Source organism: Butyricimonas sp. BSD2780061689_150309_C8 (assembly GCF_015560935.1).
Taxonomy (GTDB): domain Bacteria; phylum Bacteroidota; class Bacteroidia; order Bacteroidales; family Marinifilaceae; genus Butyricimonas; species Butyricimonas paravirosa.
Genome location: NZ_JADMSV010000002.1, coordinates 163,150 through 188,407, shown reverse-complemented (window position 1 = coordinate 188,407; position 25,258 = coordinate 163,150). Strand labels below are relative to the sequence as shown.

19 protein-coding genes are annotated in these 25,258 nt (G+C 43.2%); 3 read left to right on the top strand and 16 right to left on the bottom strand.

Features of this window, described 5'->3' with window-relative positions; genetic code table 11:
• Positions 1–90: 90 nt before the first annotated feature.
• The 11 genes from nadA to I2I33_RS03315 form a co-directional block, all read right to left on the bottom strand.
• Positions 91–1,017, bottom strand: coding sequence for a quinolinate synthase NadA (nadA, locus tag I2I33_RS03365; RefSeq protein ID WP_087419991.1), 927 nt, complete (start codon positions 1,015–1,017; stop codon positions 91–93).
• 115 nt (positions 1,018–1,132) lie between these two features.
• A complete protein-coding gene (gene nadC / locus I2I33_RS03360; protein WP_087419992.1) occupies positions 1,133–1,969 on the bottom strand; it encodes a carboxylating nicotinate-nucleotide diphosphorylase in 837 nt (278 codons plus the stop codon).
• A gap of 211 nt (positions 1,970–2,180) precedes the next feature.
• A complete protein-coding gene (nadB, locus tag I2I33_RS03355; protein ID WP_087419993.1) occupies positions 2,181–3,749 on the bottom strand; it encodes an L-aspartate oxidase in 1,569 nt (522 codons plus the stop codon).
• A 152-nt stretch (positions 3,750–3,901) separates the two neighbouring features.
• On the bottom strand, positions 3,902–5,407 hold the full coding sequence (locus I2I33_RS03350; RefSeq protein ID WP_087419994.1) for a hypothetical protein: 1,506 nt from the start codon (positions 5,405–5,407) through the stop codon (positions 3,902–3,904).
• A gap of 112 nt (positions 5,408–5,519) precedes the next feature.
• The gene (locus I2I33_RS03345; protein WP_087419995.1) at positions 5,520–6,410 is read right to left on the bottom strand and encodes a hypothetical protein; all 891 of its coding nucleotides are present in this window, start codon (positions 6,408–6,410) and stop codon (positions 5,520–5,522) included.
• A gap of 11 nt (positions 6,411–6,421) precedes the next feature.
• Positions 6,422–7,645 (bottom strand): porin, encoded by a 1,224-nt coding sequence (locus tag I2I33_RS03340; protein WP_087419996.1) that lies wholly within the window; start codon positions 7,643–7,645, stop codon positions 6,422–6,424.
• A gap of 15 nt (positions 7,646–7,660) precedes the next feature.
• Entirely contained in the window at positions 7,661–9,202 is a 1,542-nt protein-coding gene (locus I2I33_RS03335) for a M14 family metallocarboxypeptidase (protein ID WP_087419997.1), read from the bottom strand.
• Positions 9,203–9,214: 12 nt separating this feature from the next.
• Complete coding sequence (locus I2I33_RS03330) at positions 9,215–10,561, bottom strand: porin (protein ID WP_087419998.1); 1,347 nt, start codon at positions 10,559–10,561, stop codon at positions 9,215–9,217.
• 19 nt (positions 10,562–10,580) lie between these two features.
• Entirely contained in the window at positions 10,581–11,726 is a 1,146-nt protein-coding gene (iadA, locus tag I2I33_RS03325; protein ID WP_087419999.1) for a beta-aspartyl-peptidase, read from the bottom strand.
• Positions 11,727–11,729: 3 nt separating this feature from the next.
• Positions 11,730–13,103, bottom strand: coding sequence for a C4-dicarboxylate transporter DcuC (gene dcuC, locus I2I33_RS03320; RefSeq protein ID WP_087420000.1), 1,374 nt, complete (start codon positions 13,101–13,103; stop codon positions 11,730–11,732).
• A gap of 8 nt (positions 13,104–13,111) precedes the next feature.
• Positions 13,112–14,491, bottom strand: a complete 1,380-nt coding sequence (locus I2I33_RS03315; protein WP_087420001.1) for a hypothetical protein — start codon at positions 14,489–14,491, stop codon at positions 13,112–13,114.
• Between the two features lie 232 nt (positions 14,492–14,723).
• Here I2I33_RS03315 and I2I33_RS03310 point away from each other — a divergent pair, with 232 nt between their 5' ends.
• The 3 genes from I2I33_RS03310 to I2I33_RS03300 all read left to right on the top strand — a co-directional run bounded on the left by I2I33_RS03310 (position 14,724) and on the right by I2I33_RS03300 (position 17,130).
• Positions 14,724–15,509, top strand: a complete 786-nt coding sequence (locus I2I33_RS03310; RefSeq protein WP_118302743.1) for a DUF1573 domain-containing protein — start codon at positions 14,724–14,726, stop codon at positions 15,507–15,509.
• A gap of 477 nt (positions 15,510–15,986) precedes the next feature.
• The gene (locus I2I33_RS03305) at positions 15,987–16,769 is read left to right on the top strand and encodes a HipA family kinase (RefSeq protein WP_087420003.1); all 783 of its coding nucleotides are present in this window, start codon (positions 15,987–15,989) and stop codon (positions 16,767–16,769) included.
• Complete coding sequence (locus I2I33_RS03300) at positions 16,747–17,130, top strand: DUF3037 domain-containing protein (protein WP_087420004.1); 384 nt, start codon at positions 16,747–16,749, stop codon at positions 17,128–17,130. Before I2I33_RS03305 ends, I2I33_RS03300 begins: the two co-directional genes overlap by 23 nt.
• A gap of 58 nt (positions 17,131–17,188) precedes the next feature.
• On the opposite strand, the gene I2I33_RS03295 is transcribed toward I2I33_RS03300, so the two are convergent.
• From I2I33_RS03295 to I2I33_RS03275, 5 genes are all read right to left on the bottom strand, one after another.
• Positions 17,189–17,746 carry a hypothetical protein gene (locus tag I2I33_RS03295; protein ID WP_087420005.1) on the bottom strand — a complete coding sequence of 186 codons (558 nt, stop codon included), beginning with the start codon at positions 17,744–17,746 and terminating at the stop codon, positions 17,189–17,191.
• Between the two features lie 24 nt (positions 17,747–17,770).
• Positions 17,771–18,475: a hypothetical protein gene (locus I2I33_RS03290; RefSeq protein WP_087420006.1), complete on the bottom strand. Its 705-nt coding sequence runs from the start codon at positions 18,473–18,475 to the stop codon at positions 17,771–17,773.
• 27 nt (positions 18,476–18,502) lie between these two features.
• Positions 18,503–20,071 (bottom strand): RagB/SusD family nutrient uptake outer membrane protein, encoded by a 1,569-nt coding sequence (locus tag I2I33_RS03285; protein WP_087420007.1) that lies wholly within the window; start codon positions 20,069–20,071, stop codon positions 18,503–18,505.
• 3 nt (positions 20,072–20,074) lie between these two features.
• Positions 20,075–23,584 carry a TonB-dependent receptor gene (locus I2I33_RS03280; RefSeq protein WP_195666731.1) on the bottom strand — a complete coding sequence of 1,170 codons (3,510 nt, stop codon included), beginning with the start codon at positions 23,582–23,584 and terminating at the stop codon, positions 20,075–20,077.
• A gap of 140 nt (positions 23,585–23,724) precedes the next feature.
• Entirely contained in the window at positions 23,725–24,939 is a 1,215-nt protein-coding gene (locus tag I2I33_RS03275; protein ID WP_087420008.1) for a FecR family protein, read from the bottom strand.
• Between the last annotated feature and the right edge of the window lie 319 nt (positions 24,940–25,258).

The window sequence follows — 25,258 nt, the reverse complement described above, 5'->3', positions numbered from 1 at the left end:
ATTTATTGAGTGATTTATTGATTCTTGATTCTGTGATTTTTCCCCATAGGTTAATCACCTAGTCTTTAAATCGTCAATCACCGAATCCTTTTAACTAAGGTCTAACATACGTTGAATGGGTAACCAAGCTTTCTCTCTCAAGTCTTCCGGGAGCCGTACCTCGTATTGCTCTTTTTCAAGAGCTTCGAGTACTTTTTCTAAAGTTACCTTCTTCATCTGTCCGCATATCGTTTTCGGGTGAATGGGGATGAACTCTTTGGTCGGGTTGTCCGCTTGGAGTTTATGGATGGTTTCCAATTCCGTGGCAATGATAAATCGTTGTTTCGGGGATTCCTTGGCATGTTTGATAATCCCTGCCGTGGAATACATGAAGGCACGGGGATGATTTAATACCCGGTCGTCGTGCGAACAACTGGATTCGGGATGAATCAGCACGTCAGCATCGGGATATTCTTCCAATTTATCCAATACCATCTGGGTGTCAATTTTGTCATGTACGCAACAGTCTCCATTCCAAATTTCCATTTCCCTTCCGGTAACTTTTTGTATATAAGCACCCAAATTCTTGTCGGGCACGAAAAGTAACTTTTTGTCTTTCGGCAGGCTTTGCACTATTTTCAAGGCATTGGAAGACGTGCAGCAATAGTCCGTGTAAGCCTTGACTTCAGCAGTGGTGTTCACGTAGCTGACAATGAGACCATCCGGGTTTGCTTTTTTCCATTCTCTCAAGTCATACCCGGTTACTCCCTCGGCTAAAGAGCAACCGGCTCCTTCTGCGGGGATCAGCACTTTCTTATTGGGGGAGATGATGGATGCTGTTTCTGCCATGAAATGCACACCGCAAAAAACGATAATATCGGCTTCTGTGGTTCCGGCCATCTGGGAAAGTCCTAGAGAGTCACCCAAATAGTCAGCGATGTCTTGTACTTCAGGACGAGTATAGTAGTGCGCCAAAATGATGGCGTTTTTCTCTTTCTTGAGTTGTTTTATCCTGTCGATAATCTCTGTCTGCGTCATAACCTTGTTTTTTGAGACTTCAAAGATATAATAATTTTAGATTTAATGATTTTAGATTGAAACTTACGAAAGTAAGTTTTATAATCCTCAATTTTTATCTTTTAGTTTTAATCTTTTAGTTCATCTTAATGTTCATGCTAATATCCAAAGCTGTAACCGAGTGGGTGAGGGCACCGACACTGATGTAATCAACTCCGGTGGCGGCAACACCTTGGAGACGGGGGATACTCATGTTTCCGGATGCCTCTGTCTTTGCTCTGCCCGCAATAAGTTTCACTGCTTCGGCCATAGTTTCATTACTCATGTTATCAAGCATGATAATGTCTGCACCTGCGTCAATGGCTTGTTGTACCTCTTCTAAGGTGGTGGTTTCTACTTCCACTTTGATACTTAACGGAAGATTCTGTTTCACGGCTTTCACTGCATTGGGAATACCTCCTGCAATCTTGATATGGTTGTCTTTCAGCATGATCATGTCGTAAAGTCCCATTCGGTGATTGGAACCCCCTCCGTGGTGTACGGCCATTTTGTCCAATACCCGCAAACCAGGAGCTGTTTTCCGGGTGTCCAATAGCTGGGTATGCGTTCCTGCCAGCTCTTTCATGTAGTGAGAGGTAGCTGTTGCGATACCGGACATTCGTTGCAGGATATTCAATGATAGACGTTCCCCGCAAAGTAACGTGCGGTAGCTGGCTTCGATGCGCAGGATAATATCCCCTTTCTTTACGGCAGTCCCGTCAGTAACGAGAGGCTCCCATACTATATCTTTTTCAAATCTTTCAAATACTTGTTTCGCGATTTCCAGTCCGGAAATAACACCGTCGGCTTTTGCTTTCATTTCGGCAACCGCTTTAGCGTGTACCGGGATAATGGCATTGGTCGTAATATCTCCCGTTGCGATGTCTTCTTCTATCGCAAGGTCGATGAGTCTGTCTATGAGCGAATCGTACATATATTAATTTTAGATTTTAAATTCAACTAATTTCTTGATTTATGATTTTAAATTAAACTCCCTCCCGGCTACGCCGTACTCCCTCTATAAACAAAGGGAGAGTTAAAAATACCATCTTGAGATTGAAGAGTAACTAAACTCCTCCTCTGTTTATAGAGGAGGTGCCCGAAGGGCGGAGGAGTTCTCATTTTCAATTCTCCATTTTCCATTTTCAATTGTTCAGGATTACCGGTGTTGTTTTGATCTCTTTACCCTTCTGTTGAATGATATGGCAAACATAGTCATCATTCGGGGTGGGGTAGTCGGAACGAAAATGACCTCCGCGACTCTCTTTACGGAAGAGAGCGGAACGGATGATTAATTCGGCAACGGTAAGTAGGTTTTTACTTACCAGCGAATAGTATTCGTTCTCTTCAAATATTTCGGTTTGTTCCAAACGGAGCAAGTTTTCCAATCCTTCCTGTAATCCGTTTGCCGTGCGGATGATACCAGCTTCTTGAGTCATGATGTCGGCGACCTTGTTTTTTAAAGACAGGTAGGCATCTAGTTTCTCTCGATCCAAGGAGAATGAAGGTATGGTTTCCGGAATCGGGTCTTCCCGTCGGTTACGTACGGAGTCTTCCACGGCGCGTTTCCCGAACACCAAACATTCGATCAGGGAGTTAGACGCCAGTCTGTTGGCTCCCATGATACCGGATGAGGCGAGTTCTCCGCATACGTACAAGTGTGGGATATTGGTACGTCCCGTGAGATCCGTTTTCACCCCGCCCACGGTGTAATGTGCTGCAGGAGCCACCGGAATACGGTCTGTCATGTCGATACCTAATTCCGCACATTTCTCGAAGATGTTGGGGAAACGTTTCTTGATCTTTTCCGGGTCAAGGTGTTTTAATGACAAGTAAACGTAGTCCTCGTGGTGTTCTTTCATTTGTTGGAATATGGACTGGGCCACGATGTCTCGCGGGGCAAGTTCAGCCAATTCATGTTTTCCCACCATAAAGCGTTCGCCTTGCTGGTTCAGTAGATGTGCGCCTTCACCGCGTACGGCCTCGCTCACCAGATATGCCTCTCCGGTAGGAGTGTAGATAGCGGAAGGGTGGAATTGAATGAATTCCATGTCCACGATTTCGCACCCCGCATTATAGGTTAAAGCCAAACCGTCTCCAATGGTCGTGTGAGGATTGGTCGTTCGTTTATAGATGGCTGAGGTCCCTCCGGAAGTCAGGAACACGTTGTGTCCCGTGAAGATTTCTTCCCGGTTCTCGTTAAAATCCCAGCATCTGACACCGTAACATCCGTGTTCATCCTGTAACAGGGCGATGACGGCATGATTATCGAATATTTCCACGGTAGGACAATGCTCCACTTTGTCAATCACGAAATTCGTGATCATTCTTCCGGTGGCATCACCTCCGGCATGAAGAATTCGTTTCTGGTGATGGCCTCCTTCTAGCCCTAGAGCCAGCTCCCCGTTTTCCGTGTCAAAGTGCATACCGTCATTGATTAATTCCTGTATGCGGGCAGGCCCTTCATTTACCAGTACGTTCACTGCGGGATAGTCACATAGACCTCTTCCTGCCGTGATCGTGTCTTGAAAGTGAAATAACGGGGCGTCATCTTCTCCGGTGACAGCCGCAATACCTCCCTGGGCGAAATAAGAATTACTTTCCCTGATGTTTGATTTAGTTAATAGTGCAACTTTCCCGTAGGCAGACGCACGATAGGCCGTGTAAAGACCCGCTAAACCACTCCCGACAATGATATAATCGTAATTACGCATTTTTGTGTCATGTAAATTGGCACGAAATTAGGATTTTTTTATCTATATCCCGCCTCTTTCCTTCGTTTTTTCAAGATTTCTTTCCTTCACTCCGTGTTTCTTGAGTTTTTCGAGAAATAGGGAATACCAATAGAAAAGCGTCAATCAAGGTGTTATCTGAAGTCTGTGAATGATTTGTTGAATTTTTCCCCGTATGCGTTTAGATATTCTTTCGTGAACTTCTCGTAACTTTTTTTAGCCAAAGAGTGTTTCCCTAGAGCCGCATAGGCATTTATCCGCAACTGAAGTGCGTGTTCGTTAAGTTGGTCAAACACGGATATGGAGTCTGCGATTTGTAATGCCAAATCCGGTTCCATGATGGTATTCACGGAAGTTGTCGAGTAACTAACAAGAGTGTCAATGATATAATCAGACACGGTGGCTTTGAAACGATCTAACCATTCATATCCAGTATCCGAGAGGAAACCTCCTTGACGGGTGAGTTGGAGTAGTTTCAAGATGTCTTCCCGGGAGGAAAGTTTTCCTTTGCTATACAGTATCAGGTAGTCATAATAATCGATATAGATGGTTTCCGGGTTTAAGAATAATTCCCAACTTCCGGTTTTATTACTCACTTCATTTTCTCCTAGGGTGTCCAAAATACTCCGGAGCTTTCCAATGTTGACGGCCCGGTTATTTTTGGCACTTTGTTCGGTTTTATCAAACCAAAGGATCTCTTTCAAGCGTTCCGAGGTGATTCCTTTTTCGGGAGTGTGGGTCACCAACAATAAAAACAGCTCTTTCAAGAGCGGGGTGAATTTTTTGGTAATATTATTTCCTTCCGCATCATAGATGTGGAACCCGCCAAACAGGTAGATGGCATTCGTGGTGCGGGGAGAGTAGGCCGGGAGACTATCAGGAATAGTCTCCAGTTCGTTTTCCAGTTGGACAGCAGAGGCCGTTTGTTTCCGACGTAATAATTTCTTTCGGATATGAACCCCGCTGAATATCAATAAATCGATAATCAAGATAAACACGAACCAGTACCATATACTTTTAGGTATATGTTTGTCGGTTGTTTCAATGAAACGGATATTGCTGATCTGTAAAGCGGGATTTCCACTCGGGTCAAGCACTTGTTCCTTGTCAGCGGTAAAGGTAAATTTATATCCGGCTTTGGGATTAAAACCGAGGTTGTTGATGGTGTATAGTGTGTCACCGAGTTGAATGATGAACTCTTTCTTTTGTTGAAAGAGTGTCAGCTTGATATTGATTTCCTGCTCTCCGGATGTTGTTTTAAACTGGGGAATGGGAAGTTTCCTTAGGTTTTCTTTCGAATAAACAATGAGTTGTTGTAATTCTCCCCTGCGATAGTCGAGAAATACGTTATAATATTCATTTTCATTGGACTTGATCTGTAAGATAGGCCCGAAATAAATTTGTTGCCGAGGTTGCAGTAAAATATCAAAATCTAATAGCAGACGTTTTTTCAAATAAATATAACGGTTTTTGTCTGCCGGGATCGTGTCGTTCTTTTCTGTTTCGCTATTGTTTGTTTGTGCGAATAAAGTGACTTGACTGGAAATAACGAGCAGGAGTATAACTAAAACGCTCACGCATAGTTTATATAGTGCGAGATAGGTGTTTGTTATAATTATATATTTCTTTGATTTTTTCATGCCCTGCAAATATAATATTTGCGGACGAGAATCGAAAGTAAAAAATGACTGCCCGACAAATAAAGATAGAGGGGTGTCGGGCAGTCTCAAGTAGACTTTGGTTGCAAAAAGTCTAGAATAAATAGTTTATGGTTTGAACCATCATAGCTTCAAAATCATGTGCCACACCTTTGACTATGACTTTCTTCCAATTGAATACCATATTGTTGGCTTTACTAATGCGTTCGCCTTCGCTATAATAATATTCTCCGCGGGCAAAACGATACAATCCCTGGGCATCGGATTGTTCGTCATGCCGCAAGGAATTATCATTGGGATCAATGTCCTGATCTCCCAATGCGACAATGAGGCTCGAACCGAACAAGTGGGAGAGTGTCGTGTTGTCTGTATAACCAGAGTTTTTCAACCCGTAGGGATATTCAACCTGTACGTCGGGAACCGTGTACCAGCCGGAATTAGCAGCAACAGCCTTGTTCAGATGCGTGTTCTGTTTAAAGGTCACGAAACGATGTACGAATTGAGCTCCGGCCGAATGACCGAACAGGTTGTACTGGTTGACTTGGTTCCCGGTTTCAGCCTTCACGTAACTGAATATAGCCTCGATCACGGAAAAAGACCATTGCTCTTCGGGAAGAGCCTCGTTCTTTTTGAACATGTTGCCTTCGATATATTCACTGGTGGAATAATATTCCTGTGGAAATTCCAAAGCAATGGCAATAACTTCCTTGCTCCTAAAATTCTTCATCCACGCTGCCAGGTAATCGTTGGCGTTTCTTCCGGTTCCGGGTAGGATAAACACGATCGGCATGGTCTTGATGTCTCCTTCCGGAATGTAGAAATGCAGGTTGATCGGTTTCGCTTTCAGGGGCTCGTAATCCGTGTAGGTTACAATCCCGTGGCCCGTACCCAGTTTATTTAAAACCGGGTCGTCCACGTCACTTTTCCATTCACAACTGCACAAGAAGAAGGTGATGAATAATGATATGATTAAATTGGTTTTCATCGTATCTGAAATTAGAAGATAATTTGAACTGAAAATTCTGCGCTAAGCTTTTCGTTTGCCGTTTTGAAGTTCGGGTTCTTCAGGTAGGTAAAAGCTCCTTGACACATCAAGCGGTTGTCGATAAAATATTTTGCCACGCTTACTGCATACTCATTGGTCTCCCAAAGCGGGGAGGTCTCCGTTTCTTTGAATTCCGGTTTCACTTTGCTGAACCGGGCATCGAATCCCCAACCGCTTTTCAAAAGGTAGCCCACCTGCACGTTATACCCGTTTCCAAGATTTAGGTAATTGGCAATCTCTTCCGGTTGCAGGGGTTGGTCTCCCGTGCTTTTCGTGTAAATACCTTTCAAGTCAGTAGCCGATGCGTTGACATATTCGGCCATAATACTCCAACCTTGCCATTTGAATAATAAGTCGGCAGCGATTTTGCGAAGTGCCGGGAATTTAGAGCCTCCGTCTTTGTCATAAAGAACGAAATCTCCATGTCCTTCACCAACTTTGTTGCTTGCTCCGTCATTGTAACTCATGGCTCCACCAACCAATAATCTCGGTGATTCTTCACGAGCAAAATCTGCTCCCACACCGTCATTACCTGATTTGAATTCTCCTAATGGAAGTACGTCTAAACGCCCCCCGTATTTTAAACCTCCCATATCGACGTCAATAGAACTGGAACCGAAAGAGTTTCTTCCGTCTCCCGTGGTAATGGCGATAGAAGGTTTTAATGCTATTTTTCCAAGATAGAGTTTGCTTTCAAAAAAGAGTCCTAGTTCACGTCCGGTACCTGAGAAGTACTGGCTCACGATACTACGGTCTGCCATGCTCAGGTTCTTTTCGTGCATGATCATTTCCCGGTTATTGGTGAATGTTTGTTTTTGCCCGACGGTAATGGTCAGGTAATCTTTTAGGTTGTAAGCAGCCCAAGCATCCATAAGAGGGTTGGAGTCGGCAAAATTGGCTTCCAGCATGAACGTGAATTTATTGTGTAAAGCACCTCCTTTGAATCCGAAGAAGGCATTCTTCACGCCGAATAATGATTCATCCTCGCCATCTTTTTCATTCCGGTAGGCACCGTAAACTTGGATAAAACCGTTTAGGTTGAAGTTATATTCGCCACCATTCAAATTAATGTCAAGTCCTTTGCCTAATTCGAATTTGGCGGTATTTTTATTATCCTGTGCAATTGTTGCGGTTACTGATAATAATGTTATAATTGCTATAAATAATGTTTTCATAATGCTGTTATTCCCTTATTTGTCACTGTTCATTTTTCGGTAAACCGGTAATTCCTCTCCTTGTTTTGTTTCGTAGATCCGGTAATTGATAAATCCGTTTGCGGCTTCCGGTTCGAGAACCGAGGCTGCCACGTTTCCATTTTTCTGGTTCATGGGAACCACGAATGTTCCGGCAGGGAAGAAGACTTGTTTCGTGTTCACGGTCGTTTTTACTTTTACCGGGTAGAATTTTTCAAATAGTGAATATTCTTCTTTGTAAGAATCTACCGTGTAAGTTTCAACGTTGAGCGTCATGGGGACGGTCAATGTTTCAACCTTTACTCCTAGTTCCTGAAGTTTCCGGGCGATCTCCGGTTGGAGAGCTGAAATATAATAAGCCTCCGGGCGTTTCCGAACGAGAGTAGGGGTGGACTCTAAAGATAGATTGGCGCATACTTTCACGTTCACCATTTGGTTCGTGTTCATGCTGATAAACGGTAGTACGTAGTCATCCACGCTCTTGGGAGAACTGGTAACGACAATGTCATTCCGAGTTTGTGCGGCCTGTCGGGTGATGCGCATTACTTCATCTGCATGGTCGTAGGCTGTTTTCAAGTAAGATTCTGCCAGCGTGAATGCCGTGCAGACTCTTCTTTTTAAAGAGGTCTTACCTATTTTCACACCTCTCAATTCCATCAAAATAGCAACGGAGTTTCCAAGAGAGAAAGCATTTGCTGTTGACCGGGGATTGATTCCACCCACGTTGAAAACGATTTCTCCGAACTTTTTGGCTGTCGTGAAATAGTCGTGGTGTCGCAGTTGTTTTGCGTCCAGTGCTTTGCGGGCGTTACCGACAAATGTCTGGGCTGTCAGGTTCCGTAACTCTTGGGGAACATTCAAGTTACCCGTGTAGAGGAACATGGCATCGAATGAATTCGTGATGTTGTCCGTGCTGATTAGCGTGTAGTCGGCACGAAGTGGTTGAAATTCATGAAAATCAATAACGACTTGAGGGGCATATTGATTGTAGAAATTTCTCAATACAACAGCCTCGGGTGTAGCCAGTTTACTTTGATCCCGGTTCAAGTCCAGCGTGTTGGCTGTCACTCGTTCCAAATGACTTCCCCCGTCGATGTTTACCATCGGAATAATGGTGATTTCCAAGCGTTCCAACAAATAAGCCAAGTCGGGATCGTTTAATAGGCGATCCATTGTGTAGAGCATACTTTCGGTGCTTCCCGGTTCGTCACCGTGTACTCGGCCGAGAAATAAAACTCGTAATTTGACATTTCGGGTCTTTCCGGCAATTCTTACGGCAGGTATTTCTACCCCTTTCTGGGTTTTCCCGATAAAGGACAAACTTGCTGTCTCCGGGTGGCGGGTAATCAAGTTATTGATATAGGACATCATTTCGTCGTAAGTCGTGCATACATTCCCTTTCTGGAACCACGGCGTGTGAATATCCATCTCCGGATCGGCAAAGAACTTTTTGGCCACCTTGGCAGGTTGTTGGGCCCATAAAGCACCTGTTTGTAGGAGAATCAATAATGTAAATAAGTATTTTATCATTGTATTCATCTTTTGCAGTTTTTAGAATGAGAATTGAATCATGGCTTGTAATAAAGTCTCGTTACCTTCCGTTACGATGCTATTCACGTTCTTGCTTCCCGGTTCGGCATCCACGAACACGACGGAGGCCTGTACTTTCACCGCGTATGATTTGGTCAGGTATTTGGAAACACCGACTTCGTAGAAGTTATTACGGTTAAAATAGAGTTCGTTGTGCAGGAAAGAGTTTTTATCCGGGTCGAAATGTGTGTAGCGGGCGTCGATAGACAAGCGGTTTTGGAACATATACCCCGCTTGAATGTTATACCCGGCTCCCAGCATCATACGGGCTTTCACGTAGTCTTTCATGTTTCCGCTGAAATCGGTGGACGTGGTCCCGTCGTTTCTCACCCGCTGGGTGATTTCACTGGGAACGTGAGCCCAGGTTTTCACGAATTCTCCTAGTACGGAGAAACCCATGTATTTAAAATGGAAGTCTGCACCGAATTTGATGTAATCCGGCAGGGCTTCCTTGTTTTCGTCATTCAGGTAAAGAATGGAACCGCTTTCCCGGCCTCTCCGGTCACTGATTCCCACGTTATAACTAAAAGTTGTACCGACAGAGAGTTTCGGGGTAACTTCCCTTGCCATGTCTCCACCCCGGTTCTCCCCGTATGCCCGGAATAAACCGAAAGGCAGGTAATTGATGCGGGCTCCGTATTTGAGTCCCCCGTGACGACGGGTAAACGTGGCACTACCGTCACCGTCAGTGATAACAATAGAGGGACGAAGGTATGCCGTATGACCGATGCGGAATGATCCGTCAACGAAAAGACCTACTTCCCGGATGGACCCGAAGTAAGAGGATAGTTTGCTGCGATCCACGAGTTGTAAGGTATTTGAAGTGATTCCGAGTTCGCGGTTATCGGTTGGCGTGGATTTTTGTCCGAAACTTAAAGTAAGTCCTTTCACGGGTTTGTAGGCAATAAAGGCATCCAGTAACATACCGCTTAATTCACCGTCACCCCCGTTGGCTTGTGCAAAGTCGGTTTGTAAACGGTAGCTGACTTTACCACCCCACGCGTCTCCGGAGAGGCGTAGGCGTAAACGTCTCATACGAAAACGGGAGTAGAACTGATCGTCTCCCTCGTATTTACGGGTTTCAAACGTGGTTTGCAAGAAACCTCTCAAGTTTATATTATATCCACCATCCGGGGCAGAGAAAGTGATCCCGTCTCCCAAACGGTATTTATTCACGATGATCTTGGCTGCATCGGAATCTGCTGTTAAAGTTTCTGTGTCACTATCTTCGGAATCCGTTTCCTGAGAAAAAGCGGGGAACCACAGAATCAAGATGAACAGCATGACTATGAACTTATATTTTTTCATCTTTTTAATTTCAAGTTATCTATTCAAAATTTCCAGCCTTGACTAATTTTCCTCCCTGCATCCACACGGTACCGCCCACGATTACATTTTGCAGGTTCAAGTCATTGTCAAAGAAACACAGGTCGGCATCGTAATCCGGGGCGATACGTCCTTTCGTCCGTAGGGTCATGTTTTTAGCCGGATTCGTTGTAACCGGGCGAATGGCATCCTCTATGGGCATACCGCCTTCTTTTACCAGTTTCTGTACTTGTTGTAAATTCAGATGTAAGGGAGCTTTGTAGAAAATGAGATTTCCGGTTTCCGGGGCTTTTTTACTCATTCCCGCGTTTCCGTCACTACTGAAGGTCATTTGTTCGATTGACACGCCTTTTTCCAACCCGTGTAATAGAATCTTGTACGGTTCATCGAACTTGGTCCCACCCGTGGATATATCGATGATTCCTCCTAAAGAGGCAAATTCAATGGCCTCTTCGAAAAGTGCTGTCGTTCGTCCCACGTGAGTCGGGGAGATGTGCTTTACCAAAGTCGGGTATTCCCGTGCAATTTCTAGGAGAATCTGCATCCGGGAAGGTAAGGCGCCTAGGTGGATGTGCAGAACCCCTCCTTTGCCGGAAGTCAAACCGCCCACGTGTACTTGGTTGATTAGGCGCAGTAACTCCTGTTTTGTGGGGAATGAACACCGTTCGTCGCTGATGGCTACTTTACAACCGATAATCTTGTCGATAAACAACATATCTTCCGCAACGCTTTGCATGATGGTTTTGGGTGGTACTGCAAAATAGCTTGTGAGCATATATGCCCCGATACCGTATTGCTCTAACGATTTACACTTGGCGTAGAGCGTGGTCAATTCTTTTGTGATCCCATCTGTTCCCAGCATACCGACAACCGTGGTTGTTCCACAGCGAATCAGTTCACTCGGTTGTACTTCCGGGGTGATGGAAAAGTAGCCGCTTTTCCCTCCAGCACCGATAATGTGCATATGTTGATCGATGAAACCGGGGGTCACGATCAAGCCCCCGGCATCGATCATAGAGTGTTTTACACCCGTTAAATCAATCTGGTCGTCAATCATAACGATTTTCCCGTTACACACGAGCAGATCTTTTATCCCCAATTTTTCAGGGGCATATATATTTGCGTTCTTTATGATTGTTATATTCATATTTTAAGCAATAAAAAAGTGATAAATTAGCATGACAACCATCGTGAATGATAACGGGATCAGATTCCGGCGGGCCAGATCGAACGAAGATACACCCGCGATTTCCGATATTGCAATGATCACACCCGCGATGGGGGAGGCAGCCCGTCCCATACTGGAGGCCAACTGCATGGGTAGGATCATGTGAACCCCTTCAACTCCCACTTTTGCCGCGATAGACGGCACGAGTGGACCGAAAGAGAAGAATGATGCGTTACCACTTCCCATGAGCATGGAGGCTGCGAAGATGAGTAATGTCATTAATATGGCGATCCCTGCACCGGAAAAACCGATGTGTTGTGAAAGCATCACGAGTGAATCGATAAACCCTAGGCTGATTAATCCCCTGGAAAAGACTTCTGCCGCCACGATCAACGTGATGACTGTGGCAAATACTTTTCCCATCCCGTCCCAGAACGTTTTGATGGATGCAAATACTTGTTTGATATTGCGTTGACGAATGAATTCAAAAACGATGGCAACGAAGAATGACATCAGCATGGCTGTTGTTGTGTCGAGTTCTACCGAAAAACTGAATAGCTGGATATATTTGGAGAACACGATCAACAGAATCAGAGGTAATACCGGGAGAATGGCATAGATTAACGGAACGTCAACCTTGAAATCTTCCTGTTTCACTTCTTCTGTTTGTTTCTTCAAAGCGTCTTTTTTGTCGTAATAGCGATTACTGAAATAATACACGATCATGAGCAGTATCGTCATAGGGATCGTCAGCGGCATTTGATGTTCTATAAAGTACATCACGTTATTCATTCCCACGAGTTCCGATGCCCGGGCCGTGTTGGCCGATGCCGGACCCATGTCGAATACCGTGCAGGCTGAAATCACCGATACGGCGGATAGTTTACTGACTCCCAGGCTTACCAGTACGGGGTAGATGGATGCTACTAACAATAACCCCAAGCCCGTGGCCGAGGGGGTACAGATAAACAGAAGTTGTCCGATAGGGATCACTAGCGATGCTGCCAGATAGGGGTACTTCCGGAAGATGGATAGCGGTTGCATGGAAACATATACCAGAGCATCACTTGCTTTGATTTGTTTCATGTAAGCCACGAATCCCCCGATGGTCATAATCATCAGTCCCACGCCCGCACCTTTCTCGCTGAATATTTCTTGTATCACCTTGAAAAGGTCGAACTCTTTTAGTCCCGTGGCATTTTTCAGTTCCGGGATGTCAAATCCCAAGATTAAGGCCAATGTCAACATGGCCAGTCCACTGAAAAGTAATACCGCTTGGGCATGATACTTCTTAAACAGCCAATAAGCTGTCAAGGCGATGAATTGAATGGATATAAGTGCTCCTATGTAAATCATGATTGTAATTATTTCTGTACTCCGTCAGCGGTAGATAAATTATCATATATTTCAGCCGGAATTGTAAACGGCGTTCCCGGATTCTCACTTAATTTTATGGAAGTCAATTTAGTATTCTTCGATAAATCGATACTTTCCAGTTTATTATTTATGAGATCAAGAGTTGTTAATTCTAGGTTTTTACTTAAGTCTATCGTGATTAATTTTTGGGAATCAGATGCTTGTGTGCTTGCTTTGCATCTTAAAGTTTTTAGTTTCGTGTTCTTTGTGACGTCTAAAGAACTTATTTTGTTATTATTTAAATCTAAAGTTTCCAAGTTTATCAATGTAGATACATCTATTTCGGTGACGTTATTAGTTACTAACGTTAAAGACGTAATCCCTGTGAAGAATTGTATTCCATCCAAATCAGTTAATTTATCTTTGGCGGTGCTTAATCCCGCATTCTCTAATTCAGTTGGAATTTTCCCGTTTTTGGAGAGATTTAGTTCTCCCGTATATGAGGCTGCTTTTTTCTTGTCTATTTTATAAGAACCGTTTTCTTCAACCACGATACCCTTACCTTCGAGACGATAATTTAAATATTCTCCCAAAACTTTATTCGGAATAATATAGTATTCGTCAGTTACCGGGGGTGTTGGGACATCACCGCCTTCAACACCGTCTTTTGTCGTTAGGTTGTTATAAATTTCTTCTGGAATTGTAAACGGTGCACCGGGATTATCTGATAACGATACCGAGGTAAGTTTTTTATTTTGTGATAAATCTATATTTGTTAATTCGTGAACACGCAGATCGAGGGAGGTTAATTCCGTGTTTTTTGATAGGTCGATAGAGGTCAGTTTTTGTCCTTCTGCCGCTTCACCGCTACCACGATAATTGAAGGTCACGAGCTTCGTGTTATGGGTTAAATCCAAAGAACCTACTTTATTAAAGTTCATTTTCAGTTCGGTTAAATTAACCAGTTTACTTATATCGAGTGACGTGATATTATTGGACGTGAGTGCAAGGGAATTAAGTCCGGTAAGGAATTGGATTCCATCAACATCTTGAATCTTGTCTGCGGCTGTAGTTAATCCGGCTTTTTGCAGTTTTGTGATAGACGCCTCTGTTTTACTGAGATTAATATCTCCTGTAAATTCTTTGGATTCTACCGTGTCAATGACGTATGAGGTCACTGCATTTCCGTCTTCCGTCGTGGTTTGGGAATAAACACCTGTCACTTTCAGGTATTTTAAATACTCCCCGAAAGCGTTATCTTTAATAGTATAAAGATTGCTTTTGTCATCCGGACCAGAGTCTTCGGTAAATGATACGTCATCTGTCGTGCAGGCTTGAAAAGCGAGCAGGGACAAAATGAATGCAACGCATAGATGTTTTGTTTTCATAGTGAACTGATATTTATAATTAATGATTTTAATTCATTTTACCATCAACAAATTTATCCCCGAAGGGTAAACAGATCGATAAATAATCTGCTAACAAATCATTAATTATTGCTTTTTTTCAGTTATTGATGTTGTTTTTCAAGACAAAAGTACGTTTTAGCATTAAAAATTCATGTATAAGAAGAAAAAATAGAATTAAATAGTAATTTTGAATTTGTGAATGATATATGACATGAGGATGAAAATATATGGGTTAATCATTATTGCTCTTTTGATGGGTGCCTGTTCTTCGGACAAGCCTTCTAAAAAGTGTATTTACCCGGCAGGAGATTTATTTTTCAGTAAGGAAAAGGCAAGTTGGAGTGAGGTATATATCGATAAGGAGTATGCCGACACGGTGCTGGTGTACAATCCCACGAAAGCGGGGATTCGTCTGGAAGGTTTTAATCATTTCCCGGAAATCACTTGTCGGAAGATCGGACACTCTGAGCAGGATTGGAATTTAGGAGGATATACCGTAGAACCCGGAACTTGTGACACGTTAATCGTGACGTTACGTTTAAAGAATGAGTCCATGTTAGGTAATTATTATAATGTGATGCGTTTCATGATAAACGGGGAGGTGGATTACGATTATGGGTTTATGATTGATGTGCCTGTACGGGAGGATTTTGCACATTGGAGCGAAGAGGAAAAAGCACAAGCCCCTCATTTCATGGTGGATTCGACGGAACGTGATTTTGGAACACTTCGGGAAGGAGAGGAGGCTAAGATGATTTTTAAAATCCAAAATGTTGGAGAACGTAACTTGATCATCCGTAAAATAGAAACCACTTGCGGTTGTACCGCAGTACTCCCCAGTCAACGTGTTCTTCTGCCCGGTAAAGAAATGGACTTGAATGTCATCTTTCACTCTGCTGGGCGAAACGGTAAACAGCGTAAAGTCATCACTCTCTTTTGTAACGATCCCCGTCAACCTACGATCCAGTTGATTGTGAAAGGGGAAGTGAAGGTTTAATCATTTGATCGTGAATTACTAAATCAATATTGGTTCTTTTTTCAAGTGAGGTCGTGGACGATATTTTTGTCTATGACCTGTAATCCGTGGGTATTCACCGGGTAAATATGGGGATTTAATACCTGAGTGTGTATTATAAATTGATTATATGATATAGTAATGACATAATATTGATTTTATAATTATTATAGAATTATAACTTATTTCTTATTTTTATAGGAGTTGAATTGGAAATGAATAGGAGTTGAATGGGAGTTGGTATAATATAAGTATGAATAATATTTGTTGAAAATTTAGTATATTTCATTTAATAGGGGATAAACAGGCCTTGTTAACGGTAGGACGTGTTGCGTGAGTAGGGACGCAATACTTCCATTAGTCGAGCGAATTGGATTTATCCGGGTGTATTCCCATGAGGTGTAGATAGCGTGTTGTGATTTTATTGATTATCTTTGTTCGAGTAAAAAGGAGATAGAAATGGAATTACGAACAGAAAATGTGACAAGATACATCATGCCTTTACGCGAAGGTGGTTCATTACCGGCATTGGCGGAGGCGGAGGATGAATTCAAGTACGTGGTGAAATTTCGGGGTGCCGGGCATGGCACGAAGGCTTTAATAGCCGAACTGATCGGAGGGGAGATAGCTCGTGTTTTGGAGTTACGAGTGCCGGAGCTGGTTTTTCTACAACTGGATGAGGCTTTTGGTCAGGCGGAGGGAGATGAGGAAATACAGGATTTGTTGAAAGCGAGCCGGGGATTAAATCTCGGGTTGCACTTTTTATCCGGGGCTCTCGCATTTGACCCCACGGTAAACGTGATTGATGCGGAACTGGCCTCGAAAATCGTTTGGTTGGATGCTTTACTGACGAATATTGATCGCACGGTTCGTAACACGAACCTGTTGATGTGGCACAAGGAATTATGGTTGATAGATCACGGTTCGTCTCTCTATTTCCATTATTCCTGGACAAATTGGCAGAAACACGCTTTGAGTCCTTTTGTGGAAATAAAGAATCATGTTTTATTGCCTCGGGCAAGTCAACTGGCAGAAGTCGATGCCGGATTGAAAGCTCGATTGACCCCGGAAAAGATAAGGGAAATCGTGGCGTTGATCCCGGAGGATTGGTTAAATTGGGATGATCTGGGTATTACAAATCAAGAAATACGGGAGACATATGTTCGTTTTTTAACGGAACGGGTTGCACATTCGGAAATATTTATAAAAGAAGCAGAACATGCCAGAGAGATACTTGTATGAATATGCCGTTATCCGGGTTGTCCCGCGGGTGGAACGGGAAGAATTTATTAACGTGGGGATCATTTTATTCTCCAAGCGGAAAAAATTTTTGCGGGCAAAGTACGTGCTTCACGAGGAAAAATTAAAGATGCTATTTCCGGAAATTGATATAGAAGAAATTCGGGTGAACCTGCAAATTTTCGATCGGATATGTTCCGGTTCTCGTGATGGCGGACCGATTGCCGGGTTGGATATTCCGGAGCGTTTTCGTTGGCTGACGGCCGTTCGTAGCACGATTATCCAAACCTCTCGTCCGCATCCCGGTTTTCTGACTGATCCGGATGCTACTTTTGATAAGTTATTTGACGAGTTTGTGATGTAGGTATAAAAGAGAATAGGTGGAGAATTTCCACCTATTCTTGAAACACACACTTGAAGGATTATTTCACGATAATAGTAAAACAATCGTTCACGTCTTTAGAATATCCCTCGTTTTTGAAGTTTAATGAAATTAAATAATGTCCCGTGGGAATATCATGTTCTAAAGGTACTTCGAAGGTCCCGTCACCATATACTTTCAAATATTCCCACATCTTCTCGGCATTTCCCGTTGTCGTTTTGATGTCTTTTATGGAAACGTATATCTGGGTCGTTCCGTCCACTCCTTCAATCGGGTTACTTACCCACGGCGTACCCCATTGGGCCCGTTGATAATCTTCCCCGGCACCGACTTCTATAATTTGAGTGGGTAAGATACCCCAACTGATCAATAGTTCCGGAGTATAATAATTCGGGTCTTCTGCCAGTAATTCATAGTAAAGCGGGTTATCCACTTCTTCTAATTGAGGGGGAGTGGTGTCCAGTTCTTTTTTAACGACCATCGTGTCGGGATTATAACCGGCATCTTCTGTTTGCAAAAAGCCGATCGTTACGTCTTGGCAACTTGATCCTAAGCAGGCTGCGAGAACGAGTATTCCCAATATGATTAGATTTTTCATGATTTTTAAATTTTAAGTTCCATGTTAGATTTTGCCTAGTACATAATTATAGTTCAATGCGTGTACTACCCCGTTTAGCGGTTGAATATCTGGGGAGGCTAATGGAACCATTTCCATGACATCAAACGAGTATAAGTACATGAAAATTGCTCCGGCATCCTTAACACCACCATAATCTGTTTTTTCTCGGTAAGCCCGTAATTTGTTCCCACTTTCGCAGGTAAAATCTGTTCCTCCGGTTTGTTCTTCTGATTCAATTTCGTAATCCCGGTCCCGGAAAGCAATTCCGTCTTTCAAATGTTTACCTTTAATAACGTGGCGCAATACCATCTCCCGGCACCAATCTTTGTCGAGTGCTTGAACGAGATGTTCCGGATGATTTTTTTCATCTTCTGAGAGCGTTCTCCAACGCTCAGGCTCTCCGGGAAATTGTTCTTTTCCGGAAGCTTTATCCCACACGTAACGAAGAATGGACAGGGAAGGGGGAGCAAAGAACGTGATTTCTTTGTAATTTGGATCTTTCCCCTCGAAAAGTTGGGTGAGTTCCGCCCTTTCAATTAATTCTACGGTTAATTTCCAGTTGGCCGTGTCTTTCTGTAAATATTCCATGATGCTGCAATCGTGATAGGGTGAACTGATACCGGAATCAAACCAGTCTTGTTTTGTATCACAGGCGGAAAGTCCCGCGAGAATCAGAAAGTATACCCATATATTTATTCCTATTTTCATGATATGTTCATTTTTATTTGTGTTCTTTTATTGTCTTTTTAGCCAATAGGTATTCTGCCTCATTAATGGATTATCCCAGTATAAGGTGCTTTCCAAAGCATTGAAAAATACTCCGTCAACCACGTCTTGGTCAGAAACATTTCGGAAGTTTCCGTAAAGTTCCGTTTTGTAGTACCCGTTCCGTAATACATCAAAATAGCGGGTTCCTTCCATCAATAATTCTTTTTCTCGTTCTTTGAATATGGCATAGCGTAGATTGCCGTCATACTCGGATTCATTGTAACGTTTAGCTTTTGCCCGATTGCGTATTTTGTTCAAGTCTGCAATAGCTCCTGCCCGGTCGTTTAATCTGGCCCGACATTCTGCACGTAATAGATAGATGTCAGCCAGTCTCCACCATGTTTTGTTTTGGTCGAAGTTGATAAATTGTCCGGCCATGTACCCGTCCGTGGCCACTCGGGCATAGCGCCATTTGTAAGGATAGGCGTATCCGCCGGTAATCTCTTCATCTTCTTGTTCCATCGTTTCGAACTCGTAAAACCAAGCGTCCCTGCGTAAATCGGTGACAGGGGTACCTCCATCGGTGTAGTCTTGAAACATTTCCCGGACGGTTGAATTTAATATTCGGTACTCTGTTTTTTTATTATCTCCGATTTTTTTACCGGGAATAGCCGGGTAAGCCTCGTAGCGCCGGCCTAGGTTGGTCATGTTACTTTCTGTCATTTCATCAAATTCATTCCAATATCCTCGAAATACACTTTCGAAAATACATTCTTTGCCACCGTCCACGAATGTTTTGGTACAAACTTCGTCAGGTGTTGATTCTAAATCATAAATATCCGGTCTATTGATAATTGCCGTACAAGCTGTATCAACCATACGCCATAATAGTTGTTCATCATAGTCCCGGTCTTGCGGTTGTGCCATATATTTACATCCGGCTTTCCAAGCGCATAGATGGGCCAGTACGGCGTTGGCTGCTCCCTTGCACGGGCGAGCCCTGTGGGTTACGGAGGCTCCACTGGATTCTTTCAGTTCGTTCCATTCCGGGAGAAGGCGTACGGCCTCTTTTGCTAATGATATTGCGTAATCCGTCACTTTGGGCCAGTTTGTTTTACCGATAGGTTTTAGCTCCACTTCATCCTGTATCATCACGCAATCCCCCCAGCGACGGACTAGATCTAGGTAAACGAATGCTTTGAAAAAAGCGATCTCACCCCTGTAAAAGTCCCGTCTTTCTTGTGGCATATCGACTTTGTTAATATAGGGTAAAGCAACATTGGCTGCTGCAATTACGTTGTAATTCCAATTCCATTGTGCGACATACGCTTCGGGATCTTCTTCTCTTAAAAAGTCATAGGAATTACTATGGCGATAGTCTGAATATTCTCCTCGCATTTCCGGTGAATACGGGGCCGAGGTCATGTTTACCCGTAAACTTTGTTCTGCCCCGAATAAGGCTGCCTCTATGTCTTTTTCCGTGTCAAAGGCGTTTTCAAAGGTGACCGAGTTTTCCGGTTTTAATTCGACCCACTCTTCACAGGCACACATCATGAATGCCCCGATTAGCGTTAAAAATAAGTATCGTTTTTTCATCGCTTAAAATTTCAATGTTAAACCTAATGTTAATTTGCGAGCTAAGGGGTAGGAACTCCCCACGTCTTCACCATTGCGGATGTCCACGATTTCAGGTTCAATACCGGAGTAATTGGTGAACGTGTGTAGATTTTCCCCGCTGGCAAAGATCCTCAACTCGTCCAGCCCGCATTTCTGCATCCATGCTTTGGGCAATGTGTAACCGATAGATACTGTTTTTATTTTCAGCCAGTTGACCTTTTCAACTCTTCGATCGACATATCGTCCACCCCATAAATAAGTGTCCCAATCAAATTGCCATCTAGGGAAGTCCGGATTATCGCCGGGTTTCTCCCAGAAAGATACTTTATTTAAGTTCATGACAATGGCCGGGTATTCTGCAGCACCAAAACCAGATAGGCATCTCGTTTGGGTAATGTTCAACATGTGTCGTCCTAATTGGAAACTTAATAGGATATTCACATCGAAATTTTTCCATTGGAATTCATTCACGATTCCCCCGGAGACTTTCGGTAAAGCACTTCCACAATATACCTCATCGTCAAAAGCATTTATTTTACGATTTCCATCCACGTCAATGAATTTGTAGTCTCCCGGTTTGTAAAACGTGGAGCTTCCCGTTTCAGATGCTAAAGGGGCTTTTATACCTATTTGGTTGTAAAAAACGGGGACTTCATCCTGATAGTCGATATACCCGTCTGTTTTCAAGGCGTATATTCCATTTAGTGATTTTCCGATTACTCGAACCAAGTCTAAATCTTTTCCAGTATATGATTTTTCGAAACGATTCCAATTACGGGCAGCGTTCACGGATATTTTCCAATATAAATCGGACTTCCTGAATATTTCGTATTTGACCATGACTTCCAAACCTTCGTTGGAAACGGCTGCTGCATTGCGCCATTGACTACCATACCCGGTGTTTATCCCGGCACTAGGTAAGCGAACCCGGTCTAATAATTTGTCTGTATAACGGTAGTAATAATCAATCGTGATACCTAAACGGTGATCAAACATATCCAAATCTAACCCGAAATCATACTGGTCCGTTTCTTCCCATGATAATTTGTCATTATAAAGCCCGTCACCCCATTGGGGTTCGATATAACTATTTCCGAGGTAAGATGTACTTCCCACGTTCATAATTCCTAATGCTAAGTAATTTTGGGAAAAGTGCATCCCGGAACGTCCCCAACTGGCTCGTATTTTTCCAAAAGATACCCACCCGAGATTGTCTCTCACGAAAGGCTCTTCCGAGAAACTCCATGCTGCGGCTACAGATGGGAAAGTTCCCCAGCGGTTGTTTTTCCCGAACGTGGAACTCCCATCTCTTCGAATACTGGCAGAAAAGAGGTATTTTTCCCGGAAACCGTATTCTAAGCGAGCAAAATAAGATACTAGTGTTTTTTCCTGCATATCGGACTGGTAATCTTTAAGCGCCCGGATCTCCGCATAATCTCCCCAGCCTACAGTTTCTAAATCCGGCATACCATAAGGAGCGTAGTAAATTTTATCACTTGGGGATTTTCGGGCTGATCCTCCGTTGTATTCTTCTTGATCATATTGATAGGAAAAACCTGCCATAAATTCAATATTATGATCTTCATGAATTGTTTTTTTGTAACTTAACAGGTTTTCATTCAACACCATCAAGTTGATCCCAGTTTCCCCGATGGAGATTGAATTGTTGTCGCTTGCGATGTACGAAGGGGAGAAATAATTTCTTCGGCTTATAGCGTAGTCTGCGGCTAGAGAACTGGAAATATTCAATCCGTCAATAATATCGTACCCTAGACGAAAATTACTACGTAGACGGATAGCTCGATTAGTTTCTTTCGTTCCTCTGTATGCTTTTAGAACTTCCTGCCACACGACAGATTCTTCACCGGGAAGTAAAGATGAAAGTTTATATGGTTCTCCGGGAATGGTTTCGATAGGGACTAAAGCTCCACTAAAACGAAGGTGGTCGTCGGCACTGGATGATGCCCTTTTCTTTTGTGCCAGCGAGGCGTTGAAACGAATGTCAACGCTTAGCTTGGGAACAGGAATGACACTCATGTTAGAATTTAAATCAATTCGTTTGAATCCGGTGCCTTTGAAAACACCTGTTTCATTGTAATATCCTAGTCCGATGCCGTATGTGATTCGTTCACTTCCACCATACGCTTGTATATTCGCATTCGTGATTTTTCCCGTCTCGAAATAAATTGGGAAATAGTTTGTGGAATGATTGTAGAATGAGTTCAGACTATCTTGATATATACTCCCGTTTCCTTCCGGCATACTGTTTTTGTCCGGGTACCAGAAACCGTTATAATAGCTTTGCGTGTTTTCATATTGTTCTGCCAGACTTTGGGGGTATTTGTAACTGTTGGTTTTCTTGTCCAGATAGGCTCTAAAATTGTTTTCCGTACTTTTCAAGCGTAACAATCTTTCAGCCCGTCCTGTCGTCAAGGCCGGGTATTCCGGGAGTGTACTCCATGTTTCTGAAAAATTCACGGAAAAGGTGGCATCTTGGTTTTGTCTTCCTTTTTTCGTGGTAACGATGATGACCCCGTTAGCCGCTCTTGAACCGTATATGGCGGCTGAAGAGGCATCTTTCAATATTTGTATGGATTCGATCATATCCGGGTTCAAGTCGGAGAGTAGGTTGGTTCCTGTGATCGGGGAAGTAAACGTGTTTAAAGGTACTCCGTCGATTACCCATAGCGGATTTGAGAATCTCCGTCCGGCTTCTACATCCAATGAGTTATATCCTCTTACGGTAATAGCCACGTCACCGCCTCCGGGGGCCCCGGAAAGATTTGTAATGTCCAGTCCGGCTACACGACCTTGTAAAAGATTGGCAATGTTACCGGAAGGAATCCCTCTGAATTCTTCTGCTTTTACCACGGAAACGGCACCTGTCGATTTCCGGCGGGTGGTTGTTCCATAGGCGACAACCACTGTTTCATCCAGTGTTTGAATATCTTCTTCCAGAGTGATCCGGAGGGTATCTGTCTTTTCCGTGAAATTTACTTTTTGGGTTTTAAAGCCCACGAAAGAAAATTCCAATGTCCCTTTGGTTAGCGGGAGTGAAAGTGAAAACCATCCCTTGTTATTGGTGGCTGTTCCGAGGTTAATATTGGTCAGTTTGACCGTCACGCCCGGAATGGGTTCTTTTTTCTTGTCATAAACCCAACCTTTTAACGTGACGGACTTTTTCTCGTCCAACGTGTCCATTTTAAGTTTTATGACAATGGCATTGTTTAACACGACGTATTCCAAATTCGTGTTTTTCAAACATTTTTGTAGAATCTTCTCCACGTCCACTTCTTTTTCATTCAAATCGATCCCCTTTATCCGGGCGATGTCTTCGTTGTTGTACATGAACGTGAACCGGGTCTGCTGTTTTAACTCCCAAATCACTTCTTCCAGTGACGCGTTTTGTTTTTTGATCGTGACAGTCTGTGCATTCAGGCTAGCAAAAGTCTGAACGACAAAACACGTGAGTAGTAGAAAGGTTAATTTCATACATCTAAAAATTTTTTGCAATTTTCTCTCTAACGGAAAATCACTCTTCCATCTTTTTTTCATACCTTTGAAATGTTTTAATTATAACTAATTAATACAGAGGATCGGGAAATGTTGGCGCAGGCCCCGATCCTTTCTTATTATCGGGCGTGGATGGTTATGGTGTTGTCCTTGCGGGCGACAACCACTTTACCACTTTCATTAATAATTTCCAATAGATCGTCAATATTCTTGTACCTGTTCAGATTCGTGGAGATTCGGATTTCCTTGGTTTCTGCCGTGGAATAGAATATGGTCATGTTGTACCAGCGTGCGAGGTCATTCATCACGTCTTCCAGACGTTGATTCCGGAACACGAACATACCTTCAATCCATCCCGTGTAGAGTTCCGTGTCAACCTTTTGTACGGATGTCTTTCCGGTCTCCTTATCGTATCGGAATTGCTCGGATGGGGTTAATTGCACTTGTGTCTGATCGGTGTAAGCCCATACAGAACCTTCGACGAGAGTCGTATGCACGATGGGTTCGGTGGTGTAAGATTTCACGTTGAATTTTGTCCCGGTGACTTTTACTTGCATTTGTTCCGTGTTGACGATAAAGGGCCACTCTGCGGCTTTGTTTACTTCAAAATATCCTTCTCCATCTAGGTATACTTCCCGTTTTTCATCCCCGAATTCTACGGGATACCGCAGCGTCGATTCACAATTCAACCATACTTTTGTGCCGTCTGCTAATGTTACTTGGTAGTCGGCACCAGCCGGAACACGTAATGTGTGATACACGGTTTCTTTGTTTACCTTTTCCGGGGCATTGGTTCCGGTCGTGTATGTTTCCCCTGCATTGCTTTGATAGGAGAGTAGTTTTAACGTGTCATTCGTGATCAACGTTCCGTCCACGGCTTTTTGGTAAATTTTTTCTTGGGATAAATCAAGAACTTCCCCCGTGGAAACGATCAACTGGGCATTTCGTTTTCCCACGTGTTCAATTTGAACCATAGGGGAAACTGATTTTTTTTCTTTCCCTTGTTGTAACAACAAACCTCCTGCTAAAGCCGTCAGCACGCATACCCCTGCTGCCACGGAATACCATACCCTTCGGTTGATTTTTCTCTTTTCCGGAATGGGGGTATGAGAATCCTTTTGCATTTGTTGCCATAATTTTTGCCATTCCAGTTCCGGTTCTATTTGTTGACCGTATTCTTTTTGCAAAAATGCCATCCGGTTCGTAGTCACTTCCTCGAACAAGTGTTTATTCTCTTCTTCCTGCAACCAGCTCACGAACTCTTCTTGCAGTAGCCGTTCCGGTTCTCGGAGGTGTTCCAGTATGAATTCTATTTTATCCAGTTTTTCTTTCATTTGTCTCTGGTTTGATCTTTTACACTATATACACAGGTGAGGTTGAAAAATGGGTGAGTGAAAAATGAAATATTTTCAAAGGAAAATTACAAATGTTGTTACTTCCGATAGATATACCTAATTCTAGGGTTACTTTGGGGTAGTATATGGGTGTATGAATCTTTTTGCTACTTTGTAGATTGTTTGTTAGAGGTTGAAATAGAAATAAGGCAAATGTTATCTTTACTTATGATCTGTTAAAATGGCGGCTATAATCGGGCGATAAGGCGGCGACAATGCGGCGAGAGCGCCTAACAGGCTGGCAATAGTCTGGTAACTC

What these genes read in the sequence shown, in the direction of transcription:
- nadA (WP_087419991.1), bottom strand. Translation starts at nt 1,017, where the DNA reads ATGACGCAGACAGAGATTATCGACAGGATAAAACAACTCAAGAAAGAG.
- nadC (WP_087419992.1), bottom strand. Translation starts at nt 1,969, where the DNA reads ATGTACGATTCGCTCATAGACAGACTCATCGACCTTGCGATAGAAGAA.
- nadB (WP_087419993.1), bottom strand. Translation starts at nt 3,749, where the DNA reads ATGCGTAATTACGATTATATCATTGTCGGGAGTGGTTTAGCGGGTCTT.
- I2I33_RS03350 (WP_087419994.1), bottom strand. Translation starts at nt 5,407, where the DNA reads ATGAAAAAATCAAAGAAATATATAATTATAACAAACACCTATCTCGCA.
- I2I33_RS03345 (WP_087419995.1), bottom strand. Translation starts at nt 6,410, where the DNA reads ATGAAAACCAATTTAATCATATCATTATTCATCACCTTCTTCTTGTGC.
- I2I33_RS03340 (WP_087419996.1), bottom strand. Translation starts at nt 7,645, where the DNA reads ATGAAAACATTATTTATAGCAATTATAACATTATTATCAGTAACCGCA.
- I2I33_RS03335 (WP_087419997.1), bottom strand. Translation starts at nt 9,202, where the DNA reads ATGAATACAATGATAAAATACTTATTTACATTATTGATTCTCCTACAA.
- I2I33_RS03330 (WP_087419998.1), bottom strand. Translation starts at nt 10,561, where the DNA reads ATGAAAAAATATAAGTTCATAGTCATGCTGTTCATCTTGATTCTGTGG.
- iadA (WP_087419999.1), bottom strand. Translation starts at nt 11,726, where the DNA reads ATGAATATAACAATCATAAAGAACGCAAATATATATGCCCCTGAAAAA.
- dcuC (WP_087420000.1), bottom strand. Translation starts at nt 13,103, where the DNA reads ATGATTTACATAGGAGCACTTATATCCATTCAATTCATCGCCTTGACA.
- I2I33_RS03315 (WP_087420001.1), bottom strand. Translation starts at nt 14,491, where the DNA reads ATGAAAACAAAACATCTATGCGTTGCATTCATTTTGTCCCTGCTCGCT.
- I2I33_RS03310 (WP_118302743.1), top strand. Translation starts at nt 14,724, where the DNA reads ATGAGGATGAAAATATATGGGTTAATCATTATTGCTCTTTTGATGGGT.
- I2I33_RS03305 (WP_087420003.1), top strand. Translation starts at nt 15,987, where the DNA reads ATGGAATTACGAACAGAAAATGTGACAAGATACATCATGCCTTTACGC.
- I2I33_RS03300 (WP_087420004.1), top strand. Translation starts at nt 16,747, where the DNA reads ATGCCAGAGAGATACTTGTATGAATATGCCGTTATCCGGGTTGTCCCG.
- I2I33_RS03295 (WP_087420005.1), bottom strand. Translation starts at nt 17,746, where the DNA reads ATGAAAAATCTAATCATATTGGGAATACTCGTTCTCGCAGCCTGCTTA.
- I2I33_RS03290 (WP_087420006.1), bottom strand. Translation starts at nt 18,475, where the DNA reads ATGAAAATAGGAATAAATATATGGGTATACTTTCTGATTCTCGCGGGA.
- I2I33_RS03285 (WP_087420007.1), bottom strand. Translation starts at nt 20,071, where the DNA reads ATGAAAAAACGATACTTATTTTTAACGCTAATCGGGGCATTCATGATG.
- I2I33_RS03280 (WP_195666731.1), bottom strand. Translation starts at nt 23,584, where the DNA reads ATGAAATTAACCTTTCTACTACTCACGTGTTTTGTCGTTCAGACTTTT.
- I2I33_RS03275 (WP_087420008.1), bottom strand. Translation starts at nt 24,939, where the DNA reads ATGAAAGAAAAACTGGATAAAATAGAATTCATACTGGAACACCTCCGA.